General features: G+C 56.3%; 23 protein-coding genes. 9 read left to right on the top strand and 14 right to left on the bottom strand.

Going from position 1 to position 23,182, the window contains the following annotated elements:
• Positions 1-5 precede the first annotated feature (5 nt).
• Positions 6-3,920 (top strand): enterobactin synthase subunit F, encoded by a 3,915-nt coding sequence (locus tag JK231_RS20065; protein WP_211729322.1) that lies wholly within the window; start codon positions 6-8, stop codon positions 3,918-3,920.
• 206 nt (positions 3,921-4,126) lie between these two features.
• Here JK231_RS20065 and JK231_RS20060 read toward each other — a convergent pair whose 3' ends face one another.
• From JK231_RS20060 to fepD, 3 genes are read right to left on the bottom strand one after another with little or no spacing between them, the layout of a single operon-like run.
• A complete protein-coding gene (locus JK231_RS20060) occupies positions 4,127-4,924 on the bottom strand; it encodes an ATP-binding cassette domain-containing protein (protein WP_058959455.1) in 798 nt (265 codons plus the stop codon).
• On the bottom strand, positions 4,921-5,904 hold the full coding sequence (gene fepG, locus JK231_RS20055) for an iron-enterobactin ABC transporter permease (RefSeq protein ID WP_211729321.1): 984 nt from the start codon (positions 5,902-5,904) through the stop codon (positions 4,921-4,923). Before fepG ends, JK231_RS20060 begins: the two co-directional genes overlap by 4 nt.
• Positions 5,901-6,890 (bottom strand): Fe(3+)-siderophore ABC transporter permease, encoded by a 990-nt coding sequence (gene fepD, locus JK231_RS20050; RefSeq protein WP_211729320.1) that lies wholly within the window; start codon positions 6,888-6,890, stop codon positions 5,901-5,903. The genes fepG and fepD overlap by 4 nt, the downstream gene beginning before the upstream one ends.
• 139 nt (positions 6,891-7,029) lie before the next feature.
• Here fepD and entS point away from each other — a divergent pair, with 139 nt between their 5' ends.
• Positions 7,030-8,280, top strand: a complete 1,251-nt coding sequence (gene entS, locus JK231_RS20045) for an enterobactin transporter EntS (RefSeq protein ID WP_211729319.1) — start codon at positions 7,030-7,032, stop codon at positions 8,278-8,280.
• Here entS and fepB read toward each other — a convergent pair.
• Positions 8,275-9,240 carry a Fe2+-enterobactin ABC transporter substrate-binding protein gene (gene fepB, locus JK231_RS20040; protein ID WP_097118198.1) on the bottom strand — a complete coding sequence of 322 codons (966 nt, stop codon included), beginning with the start codon at positions 9,238-9,240 and terminating at the stop codon, positions 8,275-8,277. The genes entS and fepB overlap by 6 nt on opposite strands.
• A gap of 176 nt (positions 9,241-9,416) precedes the next feature.
• Between fepB and JK231_RS20035 the strand changes: the two genes are divergently transcribed.
• From JK231_RS20035 to JK231_RS20015, 5 genes are read left to right on the top strand one after another with little or no spacing between them, the layout of a single operon-like run.
• Positions 9,417-10,598 (top strand): isochorismate synthase, encoded by a 1,182-nt coding sequence (locus JK231_RS20035; RefSeq protein WP_211729318.1) that lies wholly within the window; start codon positions 9,417-9,419, stop codon positions 10,596-10,598.
• Positions 10,599-10,608: 10 nt separating this feature from the next.
• Positions 10,609-12,225, top strand: a complete 1,617-nt coding sequence (locus tag JK231_RS20030; protein ID WP_211729317.1) for a (2,3-dihydroxybenzoyl)adenylate synthase — start codon at positions 10,609-10,611, stop codon at positions 12,223-12,225.
• 19 nt (positions 12,226-12,244) lie between these two features.
• Complete coding sequence (locus tag JK231_RS20025; RefSeq protein ID WP_034826585.1) at positions 12,245-13,099, top strand: isochorismatase; 855 nt, start codon at positions 12,245-12,247, stop codon at positions 13,097-13,099.
• Positions 13,096-13,854: a 2,3-dihydro-2,3-dihydroxybenzoate dehydrogenase gene (gene dhbA, locus JK231_RS20020; protein WP_182057551.1), complete on the top strand. Its 759-nt coding sequence runs from the start codon at positions 13,096-13,098 to the stop codon at positions 13,852-13,854. Before JK231_RS20025 ends, dhbA begins: the two co-directional genes overlap by 4 nt.
• A gap of 1 nt (position 13,855) precedes the next feature.
• On the top strand, positions 13,856-14,272 hold the full coding sequence (locus JK231_RS20015; RefSeq protein ID WP_058962126.1) for a hotdog fold thioesterase: 417 nt from the start codon (positions 13,856-13,858) through the stop codon (positions 14,270-14,272).
• Positions 14,273-14,418: 146 nt separating this feature from the next.
• On the opposite strand, the gene cgtA is transcribed toward JK231_RS20015, so the two are convergent.
• The 3 genes from cgtA to rplU form a co-directional block, all read right to left on the bottom strand.
• The gene (gene cgtA / locus JK231_RS20010) at positions 14,419-15,594 is read right to left on the bottom strand and encodes an Obg family GTPase CgtA (RefSeq protein WP_034826592.1); all 1,176 of its coding nucleotides are present in this window, start codon (positions 15,592-15,594) and stop codon (positions 14,419-14,421) included.
• Positions 15,595-15,843: 249 nt separating this feature from the next.
• Positions 15,844-16,101 carry a 50S ribosomal protein L27 gene (gene rpmA / locus JK231_RS20005; RefSeq protein WP_003851093.1) on the bottom strand — a complete coding sequence of 86 codons (258 nt, stop codon included), beginning with the start codon at positions 16,099-16,101 and terminating at the stop codon, positions 15,844-15,846.
• 15 nt (positions 16,102-16,116) lie between these two features.
• A complete protein-coding gene (gene rplU, locus JK231_RS20000; RefSeq protein ID WP_034826596.1) occupies positions 16,117-16,428 on the bottom strand; it encodes a 50S ribosomal protein L21 in 312 nt (103 codons plus the stop codon).
• Between the two features lie 254 nt (positions 16,429-16,682).
• On the opposite strand from rplU, the gene ispB reads away from it, so the two are divergent.
• Both ispB and JK231_RS19990 read left to right on the top strand, forming a co-directional pair.
• Positions 16,683-17,654, top strand: a complete 972-nt coding sequence (ispB, locus tag JK231_RS19995; protein ID WP_038649473.1) for an octaprenyl diphosphate synthase — start codon at positions 16,683-16,685, stop codon at positions 17,652-17,654.
• 272 nt (positions 17,655-17,926) lie between these two features.
• Complete coding sequence (locus tag JK231_RS19990; protein ID WP_097118193.1) at positions 17,927-18,208, top strand: helix-turn-helix transcriptional regulator; 282 nt, start codon at positions 17,927-17,929, stop codon at positions 18,206-18,208.
• Positions 18,209-18,273: 65 nt separating this feature from the next.
• Here the strand turns inward: JK231_RS19990 and murA are convergent, their stop codons facing one another.
• The 7 genes from murA to mlaF all read right to left on the bottom strand — a co-directional run bounded on the left by murA (position 18,274) and on the right by mlaF (position 23,051).
• Positions 18,274-19,533, bottom strand: coding sequence for a UDP-N-acetylglucosamine 1-carboxyvinyltransferase (murA, locus tag JK231_RS19985; RefSeq protein ID WP_058962128.1), 1,260 nt, complete (start codon positions 19,531-19,533; stop codon positions 18,274-18,276).
• A 44-nt stretch (positions 19,534-19,577) separates the two neighbouring features.
• Complete coding sequence (gene ibaG, locus JK231_RS19980) at positions 19,578-19,835, bottom strand: BolA family iron metabolism protein IbaG (protein WP_034826599.1); 258 nt, start codon at positions 19,833-19,835, stop codon at positions 19,578-19,580.
• A 114-nt stretch (positions 19,836-19,949) separates the two neighbouring features.
• The gene (mlaB, locus tag JK231_RS19975) at positions 19,950-20,255 is read right to left on the bottom strand and encodes a lipid asymmetry maintenance protein MlaB (protein ID WP_034826600.1); all 306 of its coding nucleotides are present in this window, start codon (positions 20,253-20,255) and stop codon (positions 19,950-19,952) included.
• A 2-nt stretch (positions 20,256-20,257) separates the two neighbouring features.
• A complete protein-coding gene (mlaC, locus tag JK231_RS19970; protein ID WP_097118192.1) occupies positions 20,258-20,887 on the bottom strand; it encodes a phospholipid-binding protein MlaC in 630 nt (209 codons plus the stop codon).
• Between the two features lie 14 nt (positions 20,888-20,901).
• The gene (mlaD, locus tag JK231_RS19965; protein WP_034826604.1) at positions 20,902-21,444 is read right to left on the bottom strand and encodes an outer membrane lipid asymmetry maintenance protein MlaD; all 543 of its coding nucleotides are present in this window, start codon (positions 21,442-21,444) and stop codon (positions 20,902-20,904) included.
• A gap of 4 nt (positions 21,445-21,448) precedes the next feature.
• Positions 21,449-22,231, bottom strand: coding sequence for a lipid asymmetry maintenance ABC transporter permease subunit MlaE (gene mlaE / locus JK231_RS19960; RefSeq protein WP_034826606.1), 783 nt, complete (start codon positions 22,229-22,231; stop codon positions 21,449-21,451).
• 4 nt (positions 22,232-22,235) lie between these two features.
• Entirely contained in the window at positions 22,236-23,051 is an 816-nt protein-coding gene (gene mlaF / locus JK231_RS19955; RefSeq protein ID WP_034826608.1) for a phospholipid ABC transporter ATP-binding protein MlaF, read from the bottom strand.
• Positions 23,052-23,182 lie beyond the last annotated feature (131 nt).

The following is a 23,182-nucleotide window of genomic DNA, read 5'->3' as shown; positions in this document are numbered from 1 at the left end:
CACAGATGTCTGAATCTCTGATGAACAAAACCATGACCGACCAACACACCTTGCCCTTAGTGGCAGCCCAGCCCGGCATCTGGATTGCCGACCAGCTGACCCAGCACCACAATGCATATGCAGTAGCGCACTTTGTCGAATTGTCCGGCGCCATCGACACAGACCTGCTCGCGCAGGCCATCGTGGCTGGCATGCAGGAAGCCGATACGCTGAATATGGCGTTTGCCGAAGTCGAGGGCGAAGCACTGCAGTGGCTGCAACCGCAGACGTTCAGTGCGCCAAAAATCGTTGATTTGCGCGCTGAACCCGATGCGGCCACCAAAGCCCGCGCGTTAATGCGTGAAGACATGAACGGTGATCTACGCGTACTGAGCGGTGCACCTTTATGGCATCACACGCTGTATCGCATTGGCGATCAGCACTGGTTCTGGTATCAGCGTTATCACCACTTAGTGGTGGATGGTTTCAGCTTTACCGCCATCACTCGCCGTATTGCTAACCTTTACACTGCCGCCGTGCAGCAGCAAGAGGCCGAGCCAACCCCGTTCATCCCGTTTAGCGAAGTCGTCGAAGAGTACCAGCGTTATCAGGAATCCTCTTCATTCACGCGCGATGGTGATTTCTGGCGCGAGAAAGGCGCAGCGCTGCCCTCACCGGCTTCGCTATCACCGCTGCCGCTGGCTGGACAAAGCGCGACCACCGATCTGCTGCGCCACAGCGTGACGCTCGATCGCAGCACCTTCCAAACCCTGGTGAATCAGCATCCACAATCCAGCGCTGCTGACCTGGCCTTTGCGCTGGTGGCGCTGTGGCTGGCGCGACTCAGCGGACAAAATGATTTCGCCGCTGGATTCATCTTTATGCGCCGCATCGGATCCGCCGCGCTGTGTGCCACCGGTCCGGTGATCAACGTGCTGCCGATGGCCGTGCATTACGATCCCACCCAGCCGCTGAGTGCGCTGGCTGCCCAGCTGGCAGGTGAAGTGAAGAGAATGCGCCGCCACCAGCGTTATGACGCGGAACAGGTGCAGCGCGATCTTGGACGTTTGGGCGATGGTGACCCGCTGTACGGTCCGGTGATCAACCTGAAGATGTTTGACTATCAACTCGATTTTGCTGGCGTTGAAGGCATAACCCATCAGCTGGCATCAGGCCCGGTGCGCGATCTGGAAATCGCTATCTACATTAGCGAACAGGGTGAACTAACGCTGGAGTTGCTGGCGAATGCGGAGCGCTATAGCGAATCGACGCTGATTCGCCACGCCAGCCGTTTTGCTTTGCTGCTGGATCAGCTGGCGGAGCAACCACAGCGTGCGTTGGGTGAACTGGATCTGCTAACCACAGAAGAGCACGTACAAATTGCCGGTATCAATCAGACCGCGCACCCTGTTCCTGCAGAAACGCTGGCCTCACTGTTGGCGCAACAGGCCGCGCGTACGCCTGATGCCCCGGCGCTGGCTGATGCGACGCACCAGTTAAGCTACCGTGAGATGCAGCAGCAGTTGTATGCTCTGGCAGCGGATCTTAGTGCAGCGGGCGTCCAGCGCGGCGATATCGTCGCAGTGGCATTGCCGCGTTCAGTGCAGCTCTCACTGGCACTGCAGGCGATTGTGTCGCTCGGCGCGGCCTATCTGCCGCTCGATACCGGCTACCCCGACGAACGTTTGCAGCTAATGCTGGAAGATGCCGCCCCCAAAACGCTGATCACCTCAGTGGGATTGAGCGCCCGCTTTAGCGCTATCTATTCTGTTAAGCAGCTGCACTTTGATGCGCTCTATACCGCGCCAGACGCGCCACCACCTGCCAGCGCGCCGACACCACAGGATGGCGCTTACATCATCTACACCTCAGGATCTACCGGGCGTCCGAAAGGCGTATTGGTCGGTCATGAAGCGATCGTCAACCGCCTGTTGTGGATGCAGGATCGCTATCCGCTGCAAGCCGACGATGTGGTATTGCAGAAAACCCCAAGCAGTTTCGATGTATCCGTATGGGAATTCTTCTGGCCGCTGCTGGTAGGCGCGCAACTGGTGATGGCACCGCCGGAAGCGCACCGCGATCCGGAAGCCCTTCAGCAGTTGTTTGCGCGTTACAAAGTGACTACCACGCACTTTGTCCCTTCGATGCTGGCCGCCTTTGTCGCGGCGCTGGACAGTGCGCCAGCGATTGCCTGCTGTGGCAGCTTACGTAACGTCTTCTGTAGCGGTGAAGCGCTGCCGACCGATCTGTCGCGTGAATGGGAAAAACTGACGCAGGTGCCGCTGCACAATCTTTACGGCCCGACCGAAGCGGCGGTAGATGTCAGCTGGTATCCGGCGTTTGGCGAAGCGTTGGCAGCCGTTGAAGGAGCCAGCGTGCCGATTGGTTTCCCGGTGTGGAATACCGGACTTCGCATTCTTGATGCGCGTATGCAGCCGGTGCCGCCGGGTGTGGCGGGCGATCTTTACTTAACCGGCGTACAGCTGGCACACGGCTATCTTGGCCGCCCGGATCTGACCGCCAGCCGCTTTATCGCCGATCCTTTTGCCGCTGGCGAGCGCATGTATCTGACCGGGGACGTGGCGCGCTGGCTGGATAACGGCGCGGTGGAATACCTCGGACGCAGCGACGATCAGTTGAAGATCCGAGGCCAGCGTATCGAACTCAACGAAATCGATCATGTGATGAGCACACTGCCCGGTATTGAGCAGGCAGTCACGCACGCGGTGGTACTCGGCGGTGCCGCTGCACAAGGCGGTGACGCGCGTCAGCTGGTGGGTTACGTCGTCGCAGAGCACGTTGTCGATGGCGACGCGCTGCGTGATGCACTGGCGCAACGGCTGCCTGCACATATGGTGCCGGTGGCGATTGTGCAACTGGATGCCTTCCCGCTGAGCAGCAATGGTAAATTGGATCGCAAAGCCTTACCGCTGCCAAAAAATGCAGCTGACAGCGTGGGCCGGGACTCGCATCCCGGTCTGGAAACCCAATTGGCGCAGGCTTTCTGCCAGTTGCTGGCGCGTGACACCATCAGCGCCCAGGATGATTTCTTCGCCCTCGGTGGCCACTCGTTGCTGGCGATGCGCTTAGCTGCCCAGCTGCGCCGCGAACTGCAACAGCCGGTTTCGGTAGGGCAGATTATGGTGGCTTCAACGGTGGAAAAACTCGCCCGGTTGCTGAGCGATACACAATCGCATCAGCAGGCAGGTTTTGAAGCCGTTCTGCCGCTGCGTCAGGGCAACGGTCCGACACTGTTCTGCTTCCATCCGGCGTCGGGTTTTGCCTGGCAGTTCAGTATTCTGCAGCGCTATCTCGATCAGCGCTGGTCGCTGGTGGGGATTCAGTCGCCGAATCCCCAGAGCCCGCTGAACCAAAGCGCGCATCTCGACGAGGTGTGTGATGCGCATCTGCAAACCTTACGGAACGTGCAGCCGCACGGACCGTACTTCTTCCTCGGTTATTCGCTGGGCGGCACGCTGGCGCAAGGTATTGCGGCACGACTGGAAGCGTCAGGTGAAGAGGTAGCCTTCCTCGGCCTGCTCGATACCTGGCCGCCGGAAACGCAGAACTGGGATGAAAAGCGTGGCGAGAATGTGCTGGATCCGGCGGTGCTGGAAGAGGTGAATCGCGAGCGCGAGCAGTTTATCGCTGCCCAGCGCCATCAGGCGGGCGAAGAGATGCGCGCGATGTTCGATACCATCGAAGCCAACTACGCCAGTTCGGTGCGTCTGTTGGCCACCGCGCGCAGTGCGCGTTTCAACGGTCGCGCCACACTGTTCCTCGCCGAGCAGACGCAGCAGCCTGGTCAGGATGCGCGTCGCGCCTGGGCACCTTATGTCGGTGAGTTAGAGGTTTGGCCGATGGATTGTGCACACGTGGAGATTATTTCCCCGCAGATGTTTGAGCAGATTGGCCCGCTGTTGCAACGGATATTAGGCTAACGTCAGCCGATTTCCGGGAGGTCGAGGGGCCTCCCGGCGATAACTGATCTGCCTTGTACAGGGGCTGGGATGAAGCCTCACTGCGATCAACCTGCCTGCCCTGTGCAGGGCGCTGCGTTAAGACCTCCCGACACGATGCTCCACTGTGGTGTGCCGGTCACAGCATTTAGATTCCCGCGATAACATGCTTTATGCAGCCAGACCGCTTACTTTCCTCTTCCCAGCGGCACGATCATTGGCGTGTGCGCCACCGGATCTTCCACAATCACGCAGCGTAAACCGTACACCTGTTCAATCAACGCGGGTGTTACGATCTCTGCGGGCTTGCCTTCGGCCAAAATCTTGCCGTGACGCATGGCGATCAAATGGGTGGCATAACGGCAGGCGTGATTAAGATCGTGCAACACCACCACCAGCGTGCGGCCATGCTGCTGATTCAACTCCTGCATCAGTTCCAGCAGTTCAATCTGATGGGTGATATCCAGCCAGGTAGTTGGCTCATCCAGCAACAGCAGCGGGGTTTGCTGCGCCAGCACCATGGCAATCCATACGCGCTGACGCTGCCCGCCGGACAAGGTATCCACTGGCTGCTGCGCCAAATCCGCCACGCCGGTTGCCCGCATCGCGCTTTGCACCGCCTCTTCATCTTCACTGCGCCAGCGGCCAAACAGCGCTTGATGCGGGTAACGCCCACGTGCCACCAGTTCGGTAACGCTGATGCCAGCCGGTGCGTTGGAACTCTGCGGCAGCAGCCCAAGTCGACGCGCCACCTCTTTGGTCGGATAACGCGCTATCGCCTCACCATCCAGATACACCTCGCCTTTCAGCGGAGTATTAAGGCGGCTCAGGGTGCGCAGCAAAGTGGATTTACCGCAGGCGTTGGGGCCGATAATCACTGTCAGCTCACCTTCCGGGATCGCCACCGACAGGTTTTCTGCCACCACTTTCTTGTCGTAGCCGAGCGTCAGGCCTTCGCCATACAGCCGTGAAGGGATATCGATCATTGGCGTCGCGCCTCCCGCACCAGTAACGCAATCAGATAAAGTCCACCGAGGCTGACGGTAATCACGCCAACCGGTAATTGATAAGGCAAGAACAAATGCTGCGCAGCAAAATCAGCCGCAATGAGCAACAGTGCGCCACACAGCGCCGCCAGCAGCAGCGCGCCTTTCTCGCCGCCGCCGAGTCGACGCGCGATTTGTGGTGCCAGCAGCGCAATAAAGGAGATCGGCCCCACCAGCGCAGTGGACGCCGCCGTCAACACTACGCCAATCAGCATCAGCAGCAGCCGACTGCGCTCCACCAGCACGCCGAGCGCACTGGCGGTATCATCGCCCATCTCCAGCAAACGCATCCGTCGTGTTAGCAACGCCATCAGCAGCAGCGACAGCAGCAACACGCCAATCACCGGCGGCGTTTTCGCCCAGGTGATGCCGTTAAGTGAACCGGCACTCCACAATCCGGCACTGAGCGCGGACTCTAGCGAAGCACTGATAATCAGCCAGGCATTCAGTGCCATCAGCAAGGCGCGCACACTGATACCGACAATAATCAGGCGGAAGGTTTCTACCCCGTTGCGCCAGGCAAACAGATACACCAATACCGCCGTGCCGATACCGCCAACCAACGCTGCACCGGTCATGGCGGCGATGCCCTGATTGAACAGCACCAGCGCCACCAGCACGCCGCTATAGGCACCGGTATTGAAACCGAGAATATCCGGGCTGCCGAGCGGGTTGCGCAGCAGTGACTGGAAAATCGCGCCGCTGACGCCCAGTGCCGCGCCAATCAGCAGCGCCATTAGCACACGCGGCAGTCGCCACTCTAAAACGATCAGCTTGACGTTGCTGGCACCGTGTCCCGCCAGCACTTGCCAGAATTGCTTAGCACCAATCGGCAATGCGCCTCGCGTCATCGCCAGATACGCCAGCAGTGCGCATCCGAGCAACAACCACGTGGTATGTAATCTAACCCGACGCGTCATAACGCACCTCGCCCGAGTTTACGGCGCACCAACACAATCAACACCGGTGCACCCAACATCGCCGTGACGATGGAGACGCGCAGTTCGCCCGCCACCAGCAGTCGTCCCAGAATATCCGCTGCCAGCAACAGAATCGGGGTAATGATCGCCGTGGCGGGCAGCATCCAGCGGTGATCGTTGCCGACCATCCAGCGTGCAAAATGCGGCGTCATCAGTCCGATAAAAGCAATCGGCCCCACTGCCGCTGTCGCCGCACCACACAACAACGCAATCGCCACTAAACCAAGCAGTTGCGTGCGCGCCACCCGCGTGCCCAGCGCGGTCGCCATATCGCCGCCCATGCTTAAACTGTTCAACGCCTGCGACAAATAGAGTGCCACTCCGCTGCCGATTAGCACGGCCGGGAACAGGGTGCGCAATACAGTGAAATTGCGGATATCCAGCGAGCCGCTGTGCCAGAAACGCAGATGATCATAAATATCGGGATTGAGCAGTGACAGACCAGACGTCAGTCCATCCAGCACCGCGCCCAGCGCTACGCCGGCTAACGTCAGGCGTACCGGATTGACTCGCCCGCCGCCAATCGCCCCCGTCATCGCCACCAGCAATGACGCCAGCAGTGCACCGGCAAACGCGAAGCCGAGCCAATCGAGGGGAGAATCCGCGCCAAACAGCGCAATGCCGATCACCACCGCAAACCCGGCACCTGCGTTAACGCCGAGAATGCCCGGATCGGCCAGTGGATTGCGCGTCAGGCTTTGCATTAGTGCGCCTGCTAATCCAAGGGCGACACCCGCCAGCAATCCGGCCAGCGTACGAGGCAAGCGTGCATCACGCACAATCACGCACTCAGCGTTGTCACAGCCTGAGGTAAGAGAATGATAAACATCGGAAATGGGTATCGATTTTGCCCCCAGCATCAAGCTGAGCGCGATGAGGAGCAAGAGCAGAATCCCTGAGCCTGCTAATGCACGGATCTGGCGCATCGTTCTAAACCTTCACTGTTCAACGTCGTCGCATGCGCAACGCAATTTGATAATGGTTATCGTTATTACTCGCGTTTGCCTATGTTACCATGACTCGCCTCGCGGACGATGAGGAAAATTGGTGCAAAAAGGCGAACAAATGAACAAATCTTCCCACTTTATCGATCTCTCCCTGCTGAAAACCCATGCGGCATTTCGCGCAGTATTTATTGCCCGATTCATCTCGATTGTCGCATTAGGCATGCTCGCCGTGGCGGTGCCGGTGCAGATTCAGCAGATGACGCACTCCCCGCTTTTGGTGGGATTGGCCGTCACCCTCGCCGCATCCGGTATGTTTATTGGTCTGCTAACCGGCGGGGTGTTAGCCGATCGCTACGAGCGTAAGAAACTGATTTTGCTTGCCCGATCCACCTGCGGCTTGGGCTTTATCGCGCTGGCGATTAACGCTGCGCTGCCGCAGCCTTCACTGATTGCGGTGTATCTGCTGGGATTCTGGGATGGCTTCTTTGGCGCGATTGGCGTCACGGCGCTGCTGGCGGCCACACCGGCGCTGGTGGGGCGCGAAAACATTATGCAGGCCGGCGCCACCACCATGCTGACGGTGCGTTTTGGCTCCATCCTCTCGCCAGCCATTGCCGGACTGGTCATTGCGCACGGCGGTGTAATGTGGAACTACGGCTTAACCGCGTTTGGCACACTGATTACCGTACTGACGCTGCTGAAATTACCGCAACTCCCGCCGCCACCTCAGCCGCGTGAACATCCGCTGAAGTCGCTGGCCGCCGGGGTGCAGTTCCTGTTTGCCAGCCCGATTGTCGGCATGGTGGCGCTGATAGGTGCTCTGGTCACTCTGGCCAGCGCAATTCGCGTGCTCTACCCCGCTCTCGCACCACATTGGTCAGTGAGTGCTAACCAGCTTGGCATGCTCTACGCAGCCGTGCCTCTGGGTGCCGCCATCGGCGCGTTCACCAGCGGTAAACTGAAACATGCAGCCCGACCGGGACAGCTGGTGCTGGGCAGTGCGGTGGCCGGATTTATCGCGCTGGGATTATTCAGTCTGATGCCCAATCTGCCGCTGGCGCTGCTGTGTCTGGTGGCGTTTGGTTATTTCAGTGCCATCAACAGTCTGGTGCAGTACGCGATGATTCAACTGCTGACGCCAGACCATCTGCTGGGCCGCATTAACGGCTTGTGGACCGCGCAAAATGTCACCGGAGATGCGATCGGTGCGGCGATGATTGGGGCCATGGGATCGTGGTTATTGCCGCCACAGGCTGCCGCCGCGTTTGGTTTTGCGGCAGCGCTGTTGGGGGTTGTGATGTGGTGTGTAATGGGCCGTTTACGTCGTTATGCGCCGCCAGCCCCTGAGCTGGCGGAGCAGGCATCATGATTTAACGAACAGTTTCTCCAGACGCGCCAGCAGATTGCTGGCGCTGTAGTAATCCAGACGGAACGAATCGACGCCAAGCGGGAATACCTGCTTATCCTTAACCGCCGCGTTTTGCGCGAGAAACGGATTGCCGATCACCGACTGCGTGGTTTTGTCATCAGCCGCAAACAGCAGGAAGGTTTTGCCCGTCAAACCGCTTCCCACATTCTCACCCGACAGCTGAATGATGTCTTTACGCTGGCCCATGCTGTGGCCTTGCTGCACGCTGGCGGGTGGAACGGCGAGGGTAAAGCCAAGTTGCTCCAGCAGTTTGCCCTGCGCTGACTCCGTGGTCCACACGTTGACGGCACGCCCATCGCCGTTCCACACCAAGGCAGACACGGGCTGCGGCGGTAAGGTGATGGCTTTTTTCAACGCTGCTTCACGATCGTCAAAAGCCTTCACCCGCTGTGCAGCCTGCGCTTCGTGACCGGTTGCCTGGCCTAGCAGCGTCACCACATCCTGCCAGCTCTTGTCGTCGTAATTCACCACCAGCGTCGGTGCGATGGCGGAAAGCTGGCTGGCGAGTTTAATCGCAGAATCATTACCTGTGGCGCTCACCAGAATCAGGTCTGGTGCTTCTGCGGCCACCGCTTCGGCACTCGGCTCGCCAATATAGAGACGTTTTACATGGCGCTGTTTTGCCACCTCACCCCATTGACGGAAAAAACCCTGATCGTCGGCCAGACGGCTGTTCGGAGCGGTCGCACCGGAGGCCACCACCGGTGCATCAATTGCCAGCAATGATCCAGTTAAGGTGACGCTGGTTGAAACAATACGCTGCGGAGCTTTGTTTAAGGTAATTGAACCCTTTGCCCCCTGCACCGTGCGCGGCCATCCCTGTTCTGCCTGTGCGAGCCCTGTGAAAGTCTGGAAAATAAACAACAGGGCTGTCAGTCCCAATAAACCGCATTTATTCATAAGTTTTGGTCCACCTTTTAGCTTATTGCACGGCTCGACGTCACCTTCCGATTACGCCTAATCATGCGGGAAATCCCGCGAATGGATTGACTCTTTTGTCCAATCGACGTAGGTTACAGGCCCATAATAAAAATGATAATCATTCTTAATAATCTTATCATTTATAGGTGAAAATTATGGTGGAATCATCCATGTTTGAAAATGCCTTATTAGAGGATTTTTCTGCGTTATGTCGTGGGTTCCTCTTTACCTCGCCGTGGCGAAGCCTCGCGACTCAAGGCTGCTATACCACGATAACCACCTCTGTGGCAGACGCTGCATCATTGCAGGGTGATTTTCAACTTCAGCTGCATCAACATTTTGCGGCGGCAAAACAACAAGGCATTGAGAATCCGATCCTGGTGGGTGCGATTCCGTTTGACGTGAGTCAGCCTGCGGCCCTGTTTATTCCTGAAACGTATCAAACTTTTCATCGTGCCGACCTACAGAATGCGCTGCCTGCGGCTGCCAGTGAGCTGCCGCAGGTACGTCGTCGCGTGGCGGTGCCGGATCACGATGTCTTTACCCAAATGGTGGCCGATGCGGTGACAGCAACGCAACGCGGTGACCTAGATAAAGTGGTGCTGTCGCGCCTGATGGATATTGTCACCGAACAGCCAGTGGATACCGCGGCACTGATGCAACGCGTCATTGCGCAGAATCCGAATAGCTATCACTTCCATCTGCCGCTGCCACAAGGCGGTGCACTGGTGGGGGCCAGCCCGGAGCTGATGCTGCGTAAGCAGGGCCGCGATTTTAGCTCGTGCCCGCTGGCGGGCTCAGCACGTCGTGATCACCACGATAGCCAACAGGATCAGGCAGCGGGCAATACGCTGATGGACTCCAGCAAAGATCGTCATGAACACCAGCTGGTCACAGATGCGATGCGCAATACGCTGCAACCGCGCAGTCGCCTGCTTTCCGTGCCGACGGTACCGTCATTGATCACCACCGCGACCTTATGGCACCTCGCGACGCAAATCGATGGTGAGGTACAGGATGATCGTGAGAACGCCTTGTCGCTGGCCTGCCTGCTTCATCCGACCCCCGCATTAAGCGGCTTCCCACACCAGCGTGCTCAGCAGCTGATTCAGCAATTAGAGCCTTTTGATCGTCAGCTGTTTGGCGGCATTGTGGGATGGTGTGACAGTGAAGGCAACGGCGAATGGGTGGTGACAATTCGTTGTGGCACCGTGCACGGTGCACGCGTGCGACTGTTTGCGGGCGCAGGCATCGTTGCCGATTCCCAACCTGAATCAGAATGGCGCGAAACCGGCGTGAAGCTGGATACCATGTTGCGCGCTTTTGGACTGCAATAAAGGAAAGAGCATGAGCATTCCCTATACCCGCTGGCCTGAAGATTTGGCTGCGCGCTATCGCGAAAAAGGCTATTGGCTCGATGTGCCAATGACCGATATCCTGGCGCGTCATCAAGAGAATGATGCAATCGCGGTCATCGACGGCGATCGTCAAATCAGCTATCGCGAGCTGAATCAGCTAACCGATAACCTCGCGGCAGCCCTGCAGCGCCGTGGCCTGCAACAGGGTGATACTGCGTTAGTGCAGCTAGGCAACGTGGCGGAGTTTTACGTCACGGTCTTTGCGCTGTTTAAACTGGGCGTAGCATCCGTCTTCGCGCTGTATAGCCATCAGCGCACCGAGCTGACCGCCTATGCCGCGCAGATTGAGCCTAAACTGCTAATTGCCGATCGCAGTCACGCGCTGTTTGGCGATGACACCTTTATTGGTGCGCTTTGTGCCGCTCAACCGTCACTGCAGCAGATCATCCTGCGTAATGACGGTGATAAAGAAAACACTCTCGAAGCTTTGATGGCGGAAGCGGTAGGCGATTATCAGCCCACGCCGAGCGCCGCTGATGAAGTGGCGTTTTTCCAGCTCTCCGGTGGCAGCACCGGGACACCAAAATTGATTCCGCGCACGCACAACGATTACTACTACAGTATTCGCGCCAGCGATGAGATCTGTGAAGTCACGGCTGACACGCGTTATCTGATCGCCCTGCCCGCACCGCATAACTTCGCTATGAGCTCACCGGGTTCACTTGGTGTGTTTTATGCCGGGGGCCAGGTGATCCTCGCCGCTGATCCCAGCGCTACGCTGTGCTTCCCGCTGATTGAGAAGCACCAGGTCACCGATACCGGTCTGGTGCCACCCGCAGTGAGCCTGTGGCTGCAGGCGATTCAGGAATGGGGTAGCAACAAGCAGCTGGCTACGCTGCAGCGCATTCAGGTCGGCGGCGCGAAGCTCGGCGAAACCCTGGCGGCACGCATCCAGAGCGAAATTGGCTGCCAATTACAGCAGGTGTTTGGCATGGCCGAAGGTCTGGTGAACTACACCCGCTTTGGCGATGACGAGAAAATCGTGCTGACCACTCAGGGCCGACCGATTTCTGAAGATGACGAAGTCTGGGTGGCGGATGAACACGGTAATGCGCTGCCGCACGGCACGGTGGGTCGCCTGATGACACGCGGTCCGTACACCTTCCGTGGCTACTACAAAAGCCCGGAACACAATGCCGCTAGCTTTGATGCTAACGGCTTTTACTGCTCCGGCGATCTGATTGAGATCAACCCGCAGGGTTACATCACCGTGCAGGGCCGCGAGAAGGATCAGATCAACCGTGGCGGCGAGAAGATCGCCGCAGAAGAGATCGAGAATTTGCTGCAGCGCCATCCGGATGTGATTCATGCCGCGCTGGTGTCGATGACAGATGAACTGATGGGTGAAAAAAGCTGCGCCTTTATTGTTGCCAGCCAGCCAATCAAAGCGGTGGCGCTGCGCCGTCATCTGCGCGATCTCGGTGTCGCCGAGTTTAAATTACCCGATCGTATTACCTGCGTAGATGCCCTGCCACTGACCCCGGTTGGCAAGGTGGATAAAAAACGTTTACGCCAACAGCTTGCTGACCAACAAGCGCAAGCCTGAACCTATTCCGGAGATTGTAATGGCTATTCCAAAACTGAATTCTTACGCGCTGCCTGCCGCCACTGAACTGCCGACCAACAAGGTGAAATGGACCGTTGAGCCACAGCGTGCTGCCCTCCTGATCCATGATATGCAGGCTTATTTCCTGAATTTCTGGGGCGAGAACAGTCCGCTGATCGATCAGGTTGTGGAAAACATTGCCCGCCTGCGCGCCTACTGCAAAGCGCAAGGTATTCCGGTGTTCTACACCGCGCAGCCCAACGAGCAGAGCGATGCCGATCGCGCACTGCTCAACGACATGTGGGGACCAGGCCTGAATAAGCATCCGGATCAACAGAAGATCGTAGATGCATTGGCGCCAGATCAGGACGATCAGGTGTTAACCAAATGGCGTTACAGCGCCTTTGTCCGCTCGCCGCTGGAATCGATCCTGCAGGAGATGGGCCGCGATCAGCTGATCATTACCGGCGTTTACGCCCACATCGGCTGCCTGACCACCGCCACTGACGCCTTTATGCGTAACATCCAGCCGTTTATGGTGGCGGATGCGCTGGCCGACTTCAGCCGTGAAGAGCACATGATGGCACTGACCTACACCGCTGGCCGCAGCGGCAAAGTGGTGATGACCGCCGATCTGATGCCGCTGCCGCTGAGCAAAGACGATCTGCGTGCGCTGATTCTGCCGCTGCTGGAAGATGACGATGTGCCAGAAGATGATGAAAACCTGATCGACTACGGCCTGGATTCCGTACGCGTGATGGCGCTGGCGGCGCGCTGGCGCCAGGTGCACAACGACATCGATTTCGTTAGCCTGGCAAAAAATCCGAGCATTGATGGCTGGTGGGCACTACTGTCACGGACGCCTGCCAAATGAGTGCCTCTTTCGACTTTAACGGAAAAATCGTCTGGGTAACCGGCGCGGGTAAAGGCATTGGTTACCACACGGCGCTGGCATTCCATCAGGCCGGCGCACAGGTGATCGGCTTCGATCTGCGTTTTGAGCAGCCCGACTACCCGTTTGCCACTCAGGTTCTGGATGTAGCGAATGCGGCGGAGGTGAAAGCCGTGTGCCAGCGTCTGCTGGCTGAGCAGCCTCGTCTGGATGTGCTGGTCAACGGCGCCGGGATCCTGCGCGTCGGCAGTACCGAAGCACTCGCATTCGAAGACTGGCAGGCGTGTCTGGCGGTGAACGCCGGTGGCGCCTTCAATATGTTCCAGCAAACGCTGCCGGTATTCCGCCAGCAGCGCGCGGGGGCGATTGTTACCATCGCTTCTAACGCGGCTCACGCGCCACGTCTCGGCATGTCCGCTTATGGCGCTTCCAAAGCCGCACTACGTAGCCTGTGCCTCACCGTCGGTCTGGAAATGGCACCGTTTGGCGTGCGCTGCAACATCGTTTCACCGGGTTCAACCGATACCGATATGCAACGTAGCCTGTGGCATACGCCGGAAGCAGAGCAGGAGATGATCAACGGCTTCCCGGATCAGTACAAGTTGGGGATCCCACTGCGTAAGATCGCGAAACCGCAAGAGATCGTGAACAACGTTCTGTTCCTGGCCTCAGATCTTGCCAGCCACGTGGTGCTGCAGGATATTGTGGTCGACGGTGGCGCAACGCTGGGATCCTGATATGGCAATCTGGAAACGATCGGTTGATCTGGCAACCTTAAATACCCTGGGGGATAACTCGCTGGTGTCGCACGTCGGCATCGTGTTCACGGTGATTGGCGACGATTACCTTGAGGCAACTATGCCAGTGGATACCCGCACGCAGCAGCCGTTTGGCCTGCTGCACGGCGGTGCGTCAGTGGTGCTGGCGGAATCGATGGGATCGATTGCCGGTTATCTGAGTGTGGAAGAGGGAAAAAGTGTGGTGGGGATTGAGGTCAGTGCCAGCCATCATCGCGCGGTGAGCAGCGGTGAAGTGCGCGGCATCTGCCGTCCTTTGCACCTTGGCGCACGCAACCAGAGCTGGGAAATTGAGATTCGCAATGGACGCGATCAACTGTGCTGCACATCGCGATTGACGGTGGCGGTGCTGGGGTAATTTTCCGCGACGGCCCTCACCTCCTTATTCCAGGGGGCAGAATCATCGCGCCGGATTGCTGCACACGATGCCCTTTCATCGGGAGATGAAAATGGCACTCAGCAGCCATAAAAAAAGCGGCCAATTGGCCGCTTTCTGTTTTGCGATTAACGCTGGTAAATGATTTCGACGCCTTCGTCGTCTTCCTCGTCCCAGTCGTCATCCCAATCGTCGTCTTCTTCCACTTCCTGAGCGGTTTCCATGGCTTCGCGGTGATAATCATCCCACATGAAGGCCACTTTCTCCGGCTCTTTCGCTTCTTCTTCCGCTTCTTTCGGGTTCTCGATGATGAAGGTCATCACGTCCCAGCAGAGATCTTTCACGCCGTCATGGCTGGCCGCAGAAATCAGGTAGTATTTGTCTTCCCAGCCCAAAGCTTCCACAACCGCTTTAGCGCGGCTTTCCGCTTCTTCACGGTCCAGCAGGTCACATTTGTTAAACACCAGCCAGCGTGGCTTCTGGAACAGCTTCTCGCTATATTTTTCCAGCTCACCCAGGATGATGCGGGCGTTTTCGACCGGATCGGATTCATCGATCGGCGCAAGGTCGATCAGGTGCAACAGTACACGGCAACGCTCAAGGTGCTTCAGGAAGCGAATCCCCAGACCGGCACCATCCGCTGCGCCTTCAATCAGGCCCGGGATATCGGCGACGACGAAGCTCTTTTCGTTGTCCATGCGCACTACACCAAGGCTTGGCACCAAAGTAGTAAACGGATAATCCGCCACTTTTGGTTTAGCCGCAGACACGGAGCGAATAAAGGTCGATTTACCGGCATTCGGCAGACCAAGCATACCGACATCAGCCAGCAGCATCAGCTCCAGCTGCAGGTCACGCTTCTCGCCCGGCGTACCCATGGTCTTCTGACGTGGGGAACGGTTAACCGAGGATTTAAAACGCGTATTACCCAAGCCGTGCCAGCCGCCTTTCGCGACCATCAGCTTCTGCTCGTGGCGCGTCATGTCACCCAGCGTTTCGCCAGTACCCTGGTCAATCACGCGGGTACCGACAGGCACCTTGATAATGATGTCTTTGCCGCGTTTACCGGTGCAATCACGGCTCTGGCCATTTTGACCACGTTCGGCGCGGAAAGATTTCTCGAAGCGATAGTCGATCAGGGTATTCAGGTTTTCATCCGCCAGCAGGTAAACATCACCGCCGTCACCGCCATCGCCGCCGTCCGGGCCACCGCGTGGAATGTATTTTTCGCGGCGGAAGCTGACGCAACCATTACCGCCATCGCCTGCAACCGCAAGGATCGTCGCTTCATCTACAAACTTCATTTTATTTCTCCGTCACGCTATCGTTCGCGGCGACTAAAGCACAGCAAACGGGTCCGCCAGGGTCTTCTGCGCTGACCGGCGGCGGATAATACAAGACTGGCAAAGCCAGGAGTACATAAATTGTACAGCAAACTGCGCGTTTTGGTCAGAGGGAATCCCGCAACCTGCGGCAGAATGTAAAAAGCCCCGCAAAGCTGCGGGGCCTTCAATTCGTGTGTTCAGACGTTAACCGTCTGCGTCACAACAACCTTACTCAGCAACGATGCTGATGTACTTACGGTTGTTAGGACCTTTAACTTCGAATTGTACTTTACCGTCTGCGGTAGCAAACAGGGTGTGGTCACGACCACAACCTACATTGGTACCTGCGTGGAATTTGGTGCCACGCTGACGAACGATGATGCTACCCGCCAGAACAGATTCACCACCGAAACGCTTAACACCCAGACGTTTTGCATTGGAGTCGCGACCGTTACGAGTCGAGCCACCAGCCTTTTTATGTGCCATTTGTCAGATCTCCTCTTACGCGCCGATCACAGTGATTTTCACATCAGTGAACCACTGACGGTGACCAGCTTGCTTACGGTAGTGTTTACGACGACGAAACTTAACAATCTTAACTTTCTCGCCACGACCGTGAGCAACAACTTCTGCCTTGATCACACCGCCTGATACCAGTGGCGCGCCGATTTGCACGTCTTCGCCATTTGCAATCATCAGAACCTGGTCGAACTCAATGGTTTCGCCGGTTGCGATGTCCAGCTTTTCCAAGCGAACGGTCTGACCTTCGCTTACTCGGTGTTGTTTACCACCACTTTGGAAAACCGCGTACATATAAAACTCCGCTTCTGCGCATGCCTTTCTATTCATCAGGCGGCGCGATAAATATTCACAATAGGGCGCGAATTCTACGCAAATCTCCAGCAGAAGACAAGTGCACTTTGCACTCTCTTGCAGAAAAAAAGCGCAGGACGAATGCAAACGTTTCTCAGCCCGATTTTTCAAGTACAATCAGTAACAGATTACCTGAACTCACGCTGGGTAAAAGCGCTTACCATGCAAAATACGAGTCAAAGCTGAACAGACGAATGAACTTAGAACAGATTAATGAATTAACCGCGCAGGATATGGCGGCCGTCAACCAGACCATCCTCGACCAGCTGAATTCAGATGTCTCACTGATTAATCAGTTGGGTTACTACATCATCAGCGGCGGAGGCAAACGTATCCGGCCCATGATCGCGGTGCTCTCGGCACGTGCGCTGAACTACCAGGGATCGCTACATGTCACCAATGCGGCGCTGATCGAATTTATCCACACGGCGACTCTGCTGCACGATGATGTGGTGGATGAATCCGATATGCGCCGTGGCAAAGCCACTGCCAATGCCGCGTTCGGTAATGCTGCCAGTGTGCTGGTGGGGGACTTCATCTACACCCGCGCGTTTCAGATGATGACCAGCATGGGATCCTTAAAGATCCTCGCGCTGATGTCTGAAGCAGTGAACGTGATTGCGGAAGGTGAAGTGCTGCAGCTGATGAACTGCAACGATCCCGATATCACGGAAGAGAGCTACATGCGCGTCATCTACAGTAAGACCGCGCGCCTGTTTGAAGCGGCTTCTCAAGCCTCCGCGATTCTGGCTGAAGCCACGCCGGCGCAGGAAAAAGCGCTGCAGGATTATGGTCGCTATCTGGGTACCGCTTTCCAGTTAATTGACGATTTGCTGGATTACAGTGCGGATGGCGAAACCCTGGGTAAAAATACCGGTGATGACCTGAGCGAAGGCAAGCCGACACTGCCGCTGCTCCATGCCATGCACAACGGTACACCAGAGCAAGCTCAGATGATCCGCAAAGCAATCGAAGAAGGCAACGGTCGCCATCTGCTGGAACCGGTACTGGATGCCATGCAACAAACTGGCTCGCTGGAATGGACGCGCAAACGCGCTGAAGAAGAGGCGGATAAAGCCATTGCTGCTCTGCAGGCCCTGCCAGAAACGCCGTGGCGTAGTGCACTCGAAGCATTGGCCCACATGTCAGTGCAGCGTGATTTCTGATTGCTATTACGGGGCGGCATAGCCCCGTTTTCTTTCCTGCCTCACCCGTATTCTCCCCCTGCTTTACTTCCCAGCGCTTCACCTGACTGCCCATTACATTCCTTGCATCGCTTTTGCGAAAGAGAGCTCAGTTTAATGCGAGGCCAAAACAATTACTGGAAGCTTATGGAAATTATTTGCTATAAGGTTTTTGTTTTTTCCTAATATCTCTGTATTGGATACGCCCGTTGCGGCAGAGACAACGCAATAACATGGACAAGGAGCAGGACGTTATGAAAGCAAGGAAACAGGATTGGCATCCCGCAGATGTGATTGCAGCACTGCGTAAAAAAGGCACATCAATGGCTGAATTGTCACGCAATTCGGGGCTGAACTCGTCCACACTCTCCAACGCACTTTCCCGCCCCTGGCCCAAAGGAGAGTGGTTGATCGCTGACGCGATCGGTGTACATCCCGCCGAGATCTGGCCAACTCGCTATTATGATCCCATTACATCGCGCTTGCTGGATCGCAAAAAACGTATTCGATCCCCCAGGGTTCGGCAGGAGACCTGAGATCCAGGACATAAAAAAACCAGCCACGTTATCGTGACTGGTTATCATCAAACGTTGAGTCAGCGTTATTCGCCGCTGACGCGCTCGATATTGGCACCCATGGCCTTCAGTTTATCTTCGATGTGCTCATAGCCACGGTCGATATGATAAATACGGTCCACAATGGTGGTGCCTTCCGCGATGCAACCGGCCAGTACCAGGCTCGCAGAGGCGCGCAGGTCGGTTGCCATCACTTGTGCACCTGACAGCGTCTCAACACCGTGGCAAATCGCAGTGTTGCTTTCGATTTCCGCGTGACCGCCCATACGAATCAGCTCAGGGATGTGCATGAAACGGTTTTCGAAGATGGTTTCGGTGATCACGCCTGTGCCTTCCGCCACCATGTTCAGCAAGGTGAACTGTGCCTGCATGTCGGTTGGAAAACCTGGGTGTGGTGCAGTACGGACGTTAACTGCCTTAGGGCGCTTACCGTGCATATCGAGGCTGATCCAGTCTTCACCGGTTTCAATCTCGGCACCCGCATCACGCAGTTTTGCGAGTACCGCATCCAGCGTATCGGGCTGGGCTTTATGGCACACCACTTTACCGCGGGAAATCGCAGCAGCGACAAGGAAGGTACCGGTTTCGATACGATCCGGCAGAACGCGATACACACCGCCACCCAGACGTTCTACGCCTTCGATGGTAATTTTATCTGTGCCTGCACCGCTGATTTTTGCGCCCAGCGTGTTGAGGAAGTTTGCCGTATCGACAATTTCCGGCTCACGCGCGGCGTTTTCAATAATGGTCGTGCCAGTGGCAAGCGTTGCCGCACTCATGATGGTCACGGTCGCGCCAACGCTGACTTTGTCCATGACGATATGCGCGCCTTTCAGGCGGCCATTAACGGAAGCTTTGACGTAACCTTCTTCCAGTTTAATTTCCGCACCCAGTTGCTCAAGGCCAGTGATGTGCAGATCAACCGGACGTGCACCAATAGCACAGCCGCCTGGCAATGAAACCTGACCCTGACCAAAACGCGCCACCAGCGGACCCAGTGCCCAAATCGAGGCACGCATGGTTTTCACCAGATCATACGGTGCGCTGAAGACGTTAACTTCGCGAGCATCAACGTGAACCGAACCATTACGCTCAACGCGCGCACCCAGCAAATTTAGCAGCTTCATGGTGGTATCGATATCACGCAGCTTCGGCACGTTCTGAATTTCAACCGGCTCTTCTGCCAGCAGCGCAGCAAACAGAATTGGCAGCGCAGCATTCTTCGCCCCGGAAATGGTCACTTCACCACTTAAACGGGTGGGGCCTTGCACACGAAATTTGTCCATTAACGGCTCTCAATTATCTATCAACAAAACAACCTGTGAGGCGCTTAGAAACCGTTGAGTTTACGGTCGCGCGCCCACTCGGTTGGGGTATAAGTTTTGATGGAAACCGCATGAATACGGTTATCCGCAATGTATTCCATCAGCGGCGCATAAACAGCCTGCTGTTTTTTCACACGACTCAGTTCACCGAACATCTCACCCACCGCGATCACCTGAAAATGACTGCCGTCGTTGCTGAGAACATGTACTTCATCTAATGGCAGCGCCTGCATCAGCACGGCCTGAACTTCACTATTTTCCATCGCTCTTTGCTTCACTTAATAATAATAAGGCGGATATCTTAGAGGAAAGCGCCTGACTCTTAAATACGCAAAAGCCCCTGAATAAATCAGGGGCTTTTGGCGATGACAACGTTATCAGGCGATTTTTTCCGCAGAAACAATAATCTGCTGCAGGTTATACAGCGCAATTAATGACTGGAGTTTGTCGTTGATACCGGTGAAAAGTGGCGTGCTACCTTGTGCCCGCGCGATCTCGCGCAGGTGGACTAACAAAGCCAGTCCCGCTGAATCCACGCGCTCCAGCGCCGCGACATCAATGGTCGCGATATCCACCATGGCGGTTTCACGTTCATGCCACAATGACAGCAGGGTATCGCGATCCAACATGCCGCTTAAAGATAGCGTGCTGGCATTGCGCTGCCAGCGTAACGGTTCGCTCATGCTTACTGTTTATCCAGAGTGATAGGCTGCGCTGCGTAAGTTTTCAACTGCGCGGTCAGACCATCAATGCCCTTAGTACGCAGCAAATCACTCCACTCATTTTGTTTGGTCGTGATCATGCTGATGCCTTCAGCCACCATATCATAGGCCTGCCAGTTGCCGGTCTGGCTGTTCTTGCGCCATTGGAAATCAAGGCGCACAGGCGGACGGCCGTTCGGATCCAAAATAGTCACGCGAATCGCCACGATGTTAGCATCGCCAATCGGCTGCGATTGCTGAATCTGGTAGGTTTGGCCGTGGTACAACGCCAGCGCCTGGCCATAAGCCTGAGCCAGATAATCGCCAAATGCCGCAAAGTAAGCGTCACGCTGTGCCGGAGTAGCCTCACGATAATAGCGGCCCAGCACCAGCGCACCCGCGTACTTGATCTGTACATACGGCAGCAACTCCTGACGCACCACCTCACGCAGATAGTTAGGATCCTGCTTGATTTTAGGTTGCTCGTTTTTCAAGCGGGTGAAGGTCTTCGCCGCCGCTTCATTCATTAATTTATAAGGATCGCTCTGATCCGCTGCATTGGCCGCCAGCGGCACAATCGCCAGCATGGCAATCATCAGGAAACGTTTGAACATCGTGTTTTACCTCTCTATTCCGTTGTAGCAGGTGCTGCCGGAGCAGGCGCACTCTCGGTGCCCTGCTTTTGATTATCGTTTTTGTTATCGCCGCTCTTGTAGAGGAACTGGCCGATCAAATCTTCCAGCACCATCGCGGATTTGGTGTCACGCAACGTGCCGCCATCTTTCAGCATTGCCGAACCCAGTTCTGGATCGTCAAAGCCTAAATTCAGTGCGAGGAACTGTTCACCCAGCAGACCTTGCGTGCGAATGGCCAGCGAGCTGGTGTCCGGGATTTTGTCAGCATACTGATCGCTGATGTCCATGGTGACACGCGGTGACAGCGTTTTATCATCCAGCGAAATATCCGTTACTCGACCAATCACCACACCACCAATTTTCACCGGTGAGCTGACTTTTAGGCCGCCAATATTATCGAAAGTGGCATACAGCTTCCATGTCGGTTCGGTGCCAAGTGACTTGAGATCGGCCACGCGCAGGCTGAGGAATAACAGTGCCAACAGTGCTGCCAGCATGAAGACGCCAACCCAGATTTCGTTTTTCTTGCTTTGCATTGCATCAATTCCCAAACATCAGTGCTGTCAGCACAAAGTCCAAACCGAGTACCGCCAGTGAAGCATGCACTACGGTACGCGTTGTCGCCCGACTAATCCCTTCCGAGGTCGGGATGGCATCATAGCCATTGAACAGCGCAATCCAGGTTACCGTCACGGCAAAGACTGCGCTTTTAATGATGCAGTTGATGACATCGGTGCGGAAATCCACGGCATTTTGCATCGCTGACCAGAAGAAGCCAGGATCGATGCCTTTCCAGCCCACGCCCACCAACGCCCCACCGGCAATACCGACTGCCGTAAAGATCAAGGCTAGCAGCGGCATGCTGATAAACCCTGCCCAGAAGCGCGGCGAAACCACGCGACGCAGCGGATCAACGGCCATCATTTCCATGCTGGAGAGCTGTTCGGTGGCTTTCATCAAACCAATTTCTGCCGTCAGGGCTGAACCCGCGCGTCCTGCAAACAGCAATGCCGTGACCACGGGACCCAGTTCGCGCAGCAGCGACAAGGCCACCAGCATGCCGAGACTGGTTTCAGCGCTGTAGGTCGTCAGCACCAGATAACCCTGCAGGCCCAGCACCATACCAATGAATAAACCCGAGACCACAATGATCAGCAGCGACAGCACACCCACGCTGTACAGCTGTTTTACCAGCAGTGGCGCGTGGCGGCGGAAGGCAGGTTTACCCACCAGCGCATGAAACAGCATCAGGCCTGCACGGCCAAACGCCGCGCAAGTATTAATTCCCTGACGTCCAAGTGACGCCAGCGCCTTTAGCAACATCAGTTTACGTTCTCCCTGCACGAGTCAGATCGCTGAGGTAATCCCCGGCAGCGAAGCGGAATGGCACTGGACCGTCCGCATGACCCTCAATAAACTGGCGCACGCGCGGATCGGGATTTTCCCGCAACTCCGGCGCACTGCCCTGGGCAATAATCTTTTGACCGGCAACAATATAGGCATGGTCAGCAATGCTCAAGACCTCTGGCACATCGTGTGAAACCACAATGCAGGTCACACCTAACGAGTGGTTCAATTCATCGATCAATTTCACCAGCACGCCCATGGTAATCGGATCCTGGCCGACAAAGGGCTCATCGAACATGATCAGGTCCGGCTCCAGCGCAATCGCGCGCGCCAGTGCGGCACGGCGCGCCATGCCACCAGAAAGCTCGGCCGGCATCAGTTTAGCTGCACCGCGCAGGCCGACTGCTTCCAGCTTCATCATCACCGTGCTGTGCAGCAATTCCGGCGGTAATTGTGTGTGCTCACGCAACGGCCAGGCAACGTTATCAAAGACGTTAAGATCGGTAAAAAGTGCACCCGACTGGAACAACATGCTCATTTTTTTTCGCACTTCATACAATTTAGTGCGGGAAAGCGCTGGGATATTCTGGTCACGGAACCAAATTTCCCCTTTATCCGGTTGCAACTGACCACCAATCAGGCGCAGCAGCGTGGTTTTTCCAATCCCGGATGGCCCCATAATAGCAGTCACTTTACCCGCTGGCACGGTAAGCGAAATGTCATCAAAGATGACGCGGTCTCCGCGAGTGAAGCTGACGCCACGAACCTCAACCAGATTCGTTTTTTGCTGGATCATCGTTACCTCTTTATGCGGATCGGGCGTAATCAAAGTCGTGGATGGTAGCCTGGTAGAACACAATGCACGATAGTTTTACAGAAACTTACCCGTCAGGTGTGGCGAAAACGGCCTTAAAATTTACTTTTGCC

This window comes from Pantoea sp. JGM49, from assembly GCF_018257655.1.
Classification (GTDB): domain Bacteria; phylum Pseudomonadota; class Gammaproteobacteria; order Enterobacterales; family Enterobacteriaceae; genus Pantoea; species Pantoea communis.
Note: the sequence above shows the minus strand (reverse complement) of the source record. Positions and strands in the feature narration are given on the sequence as shown.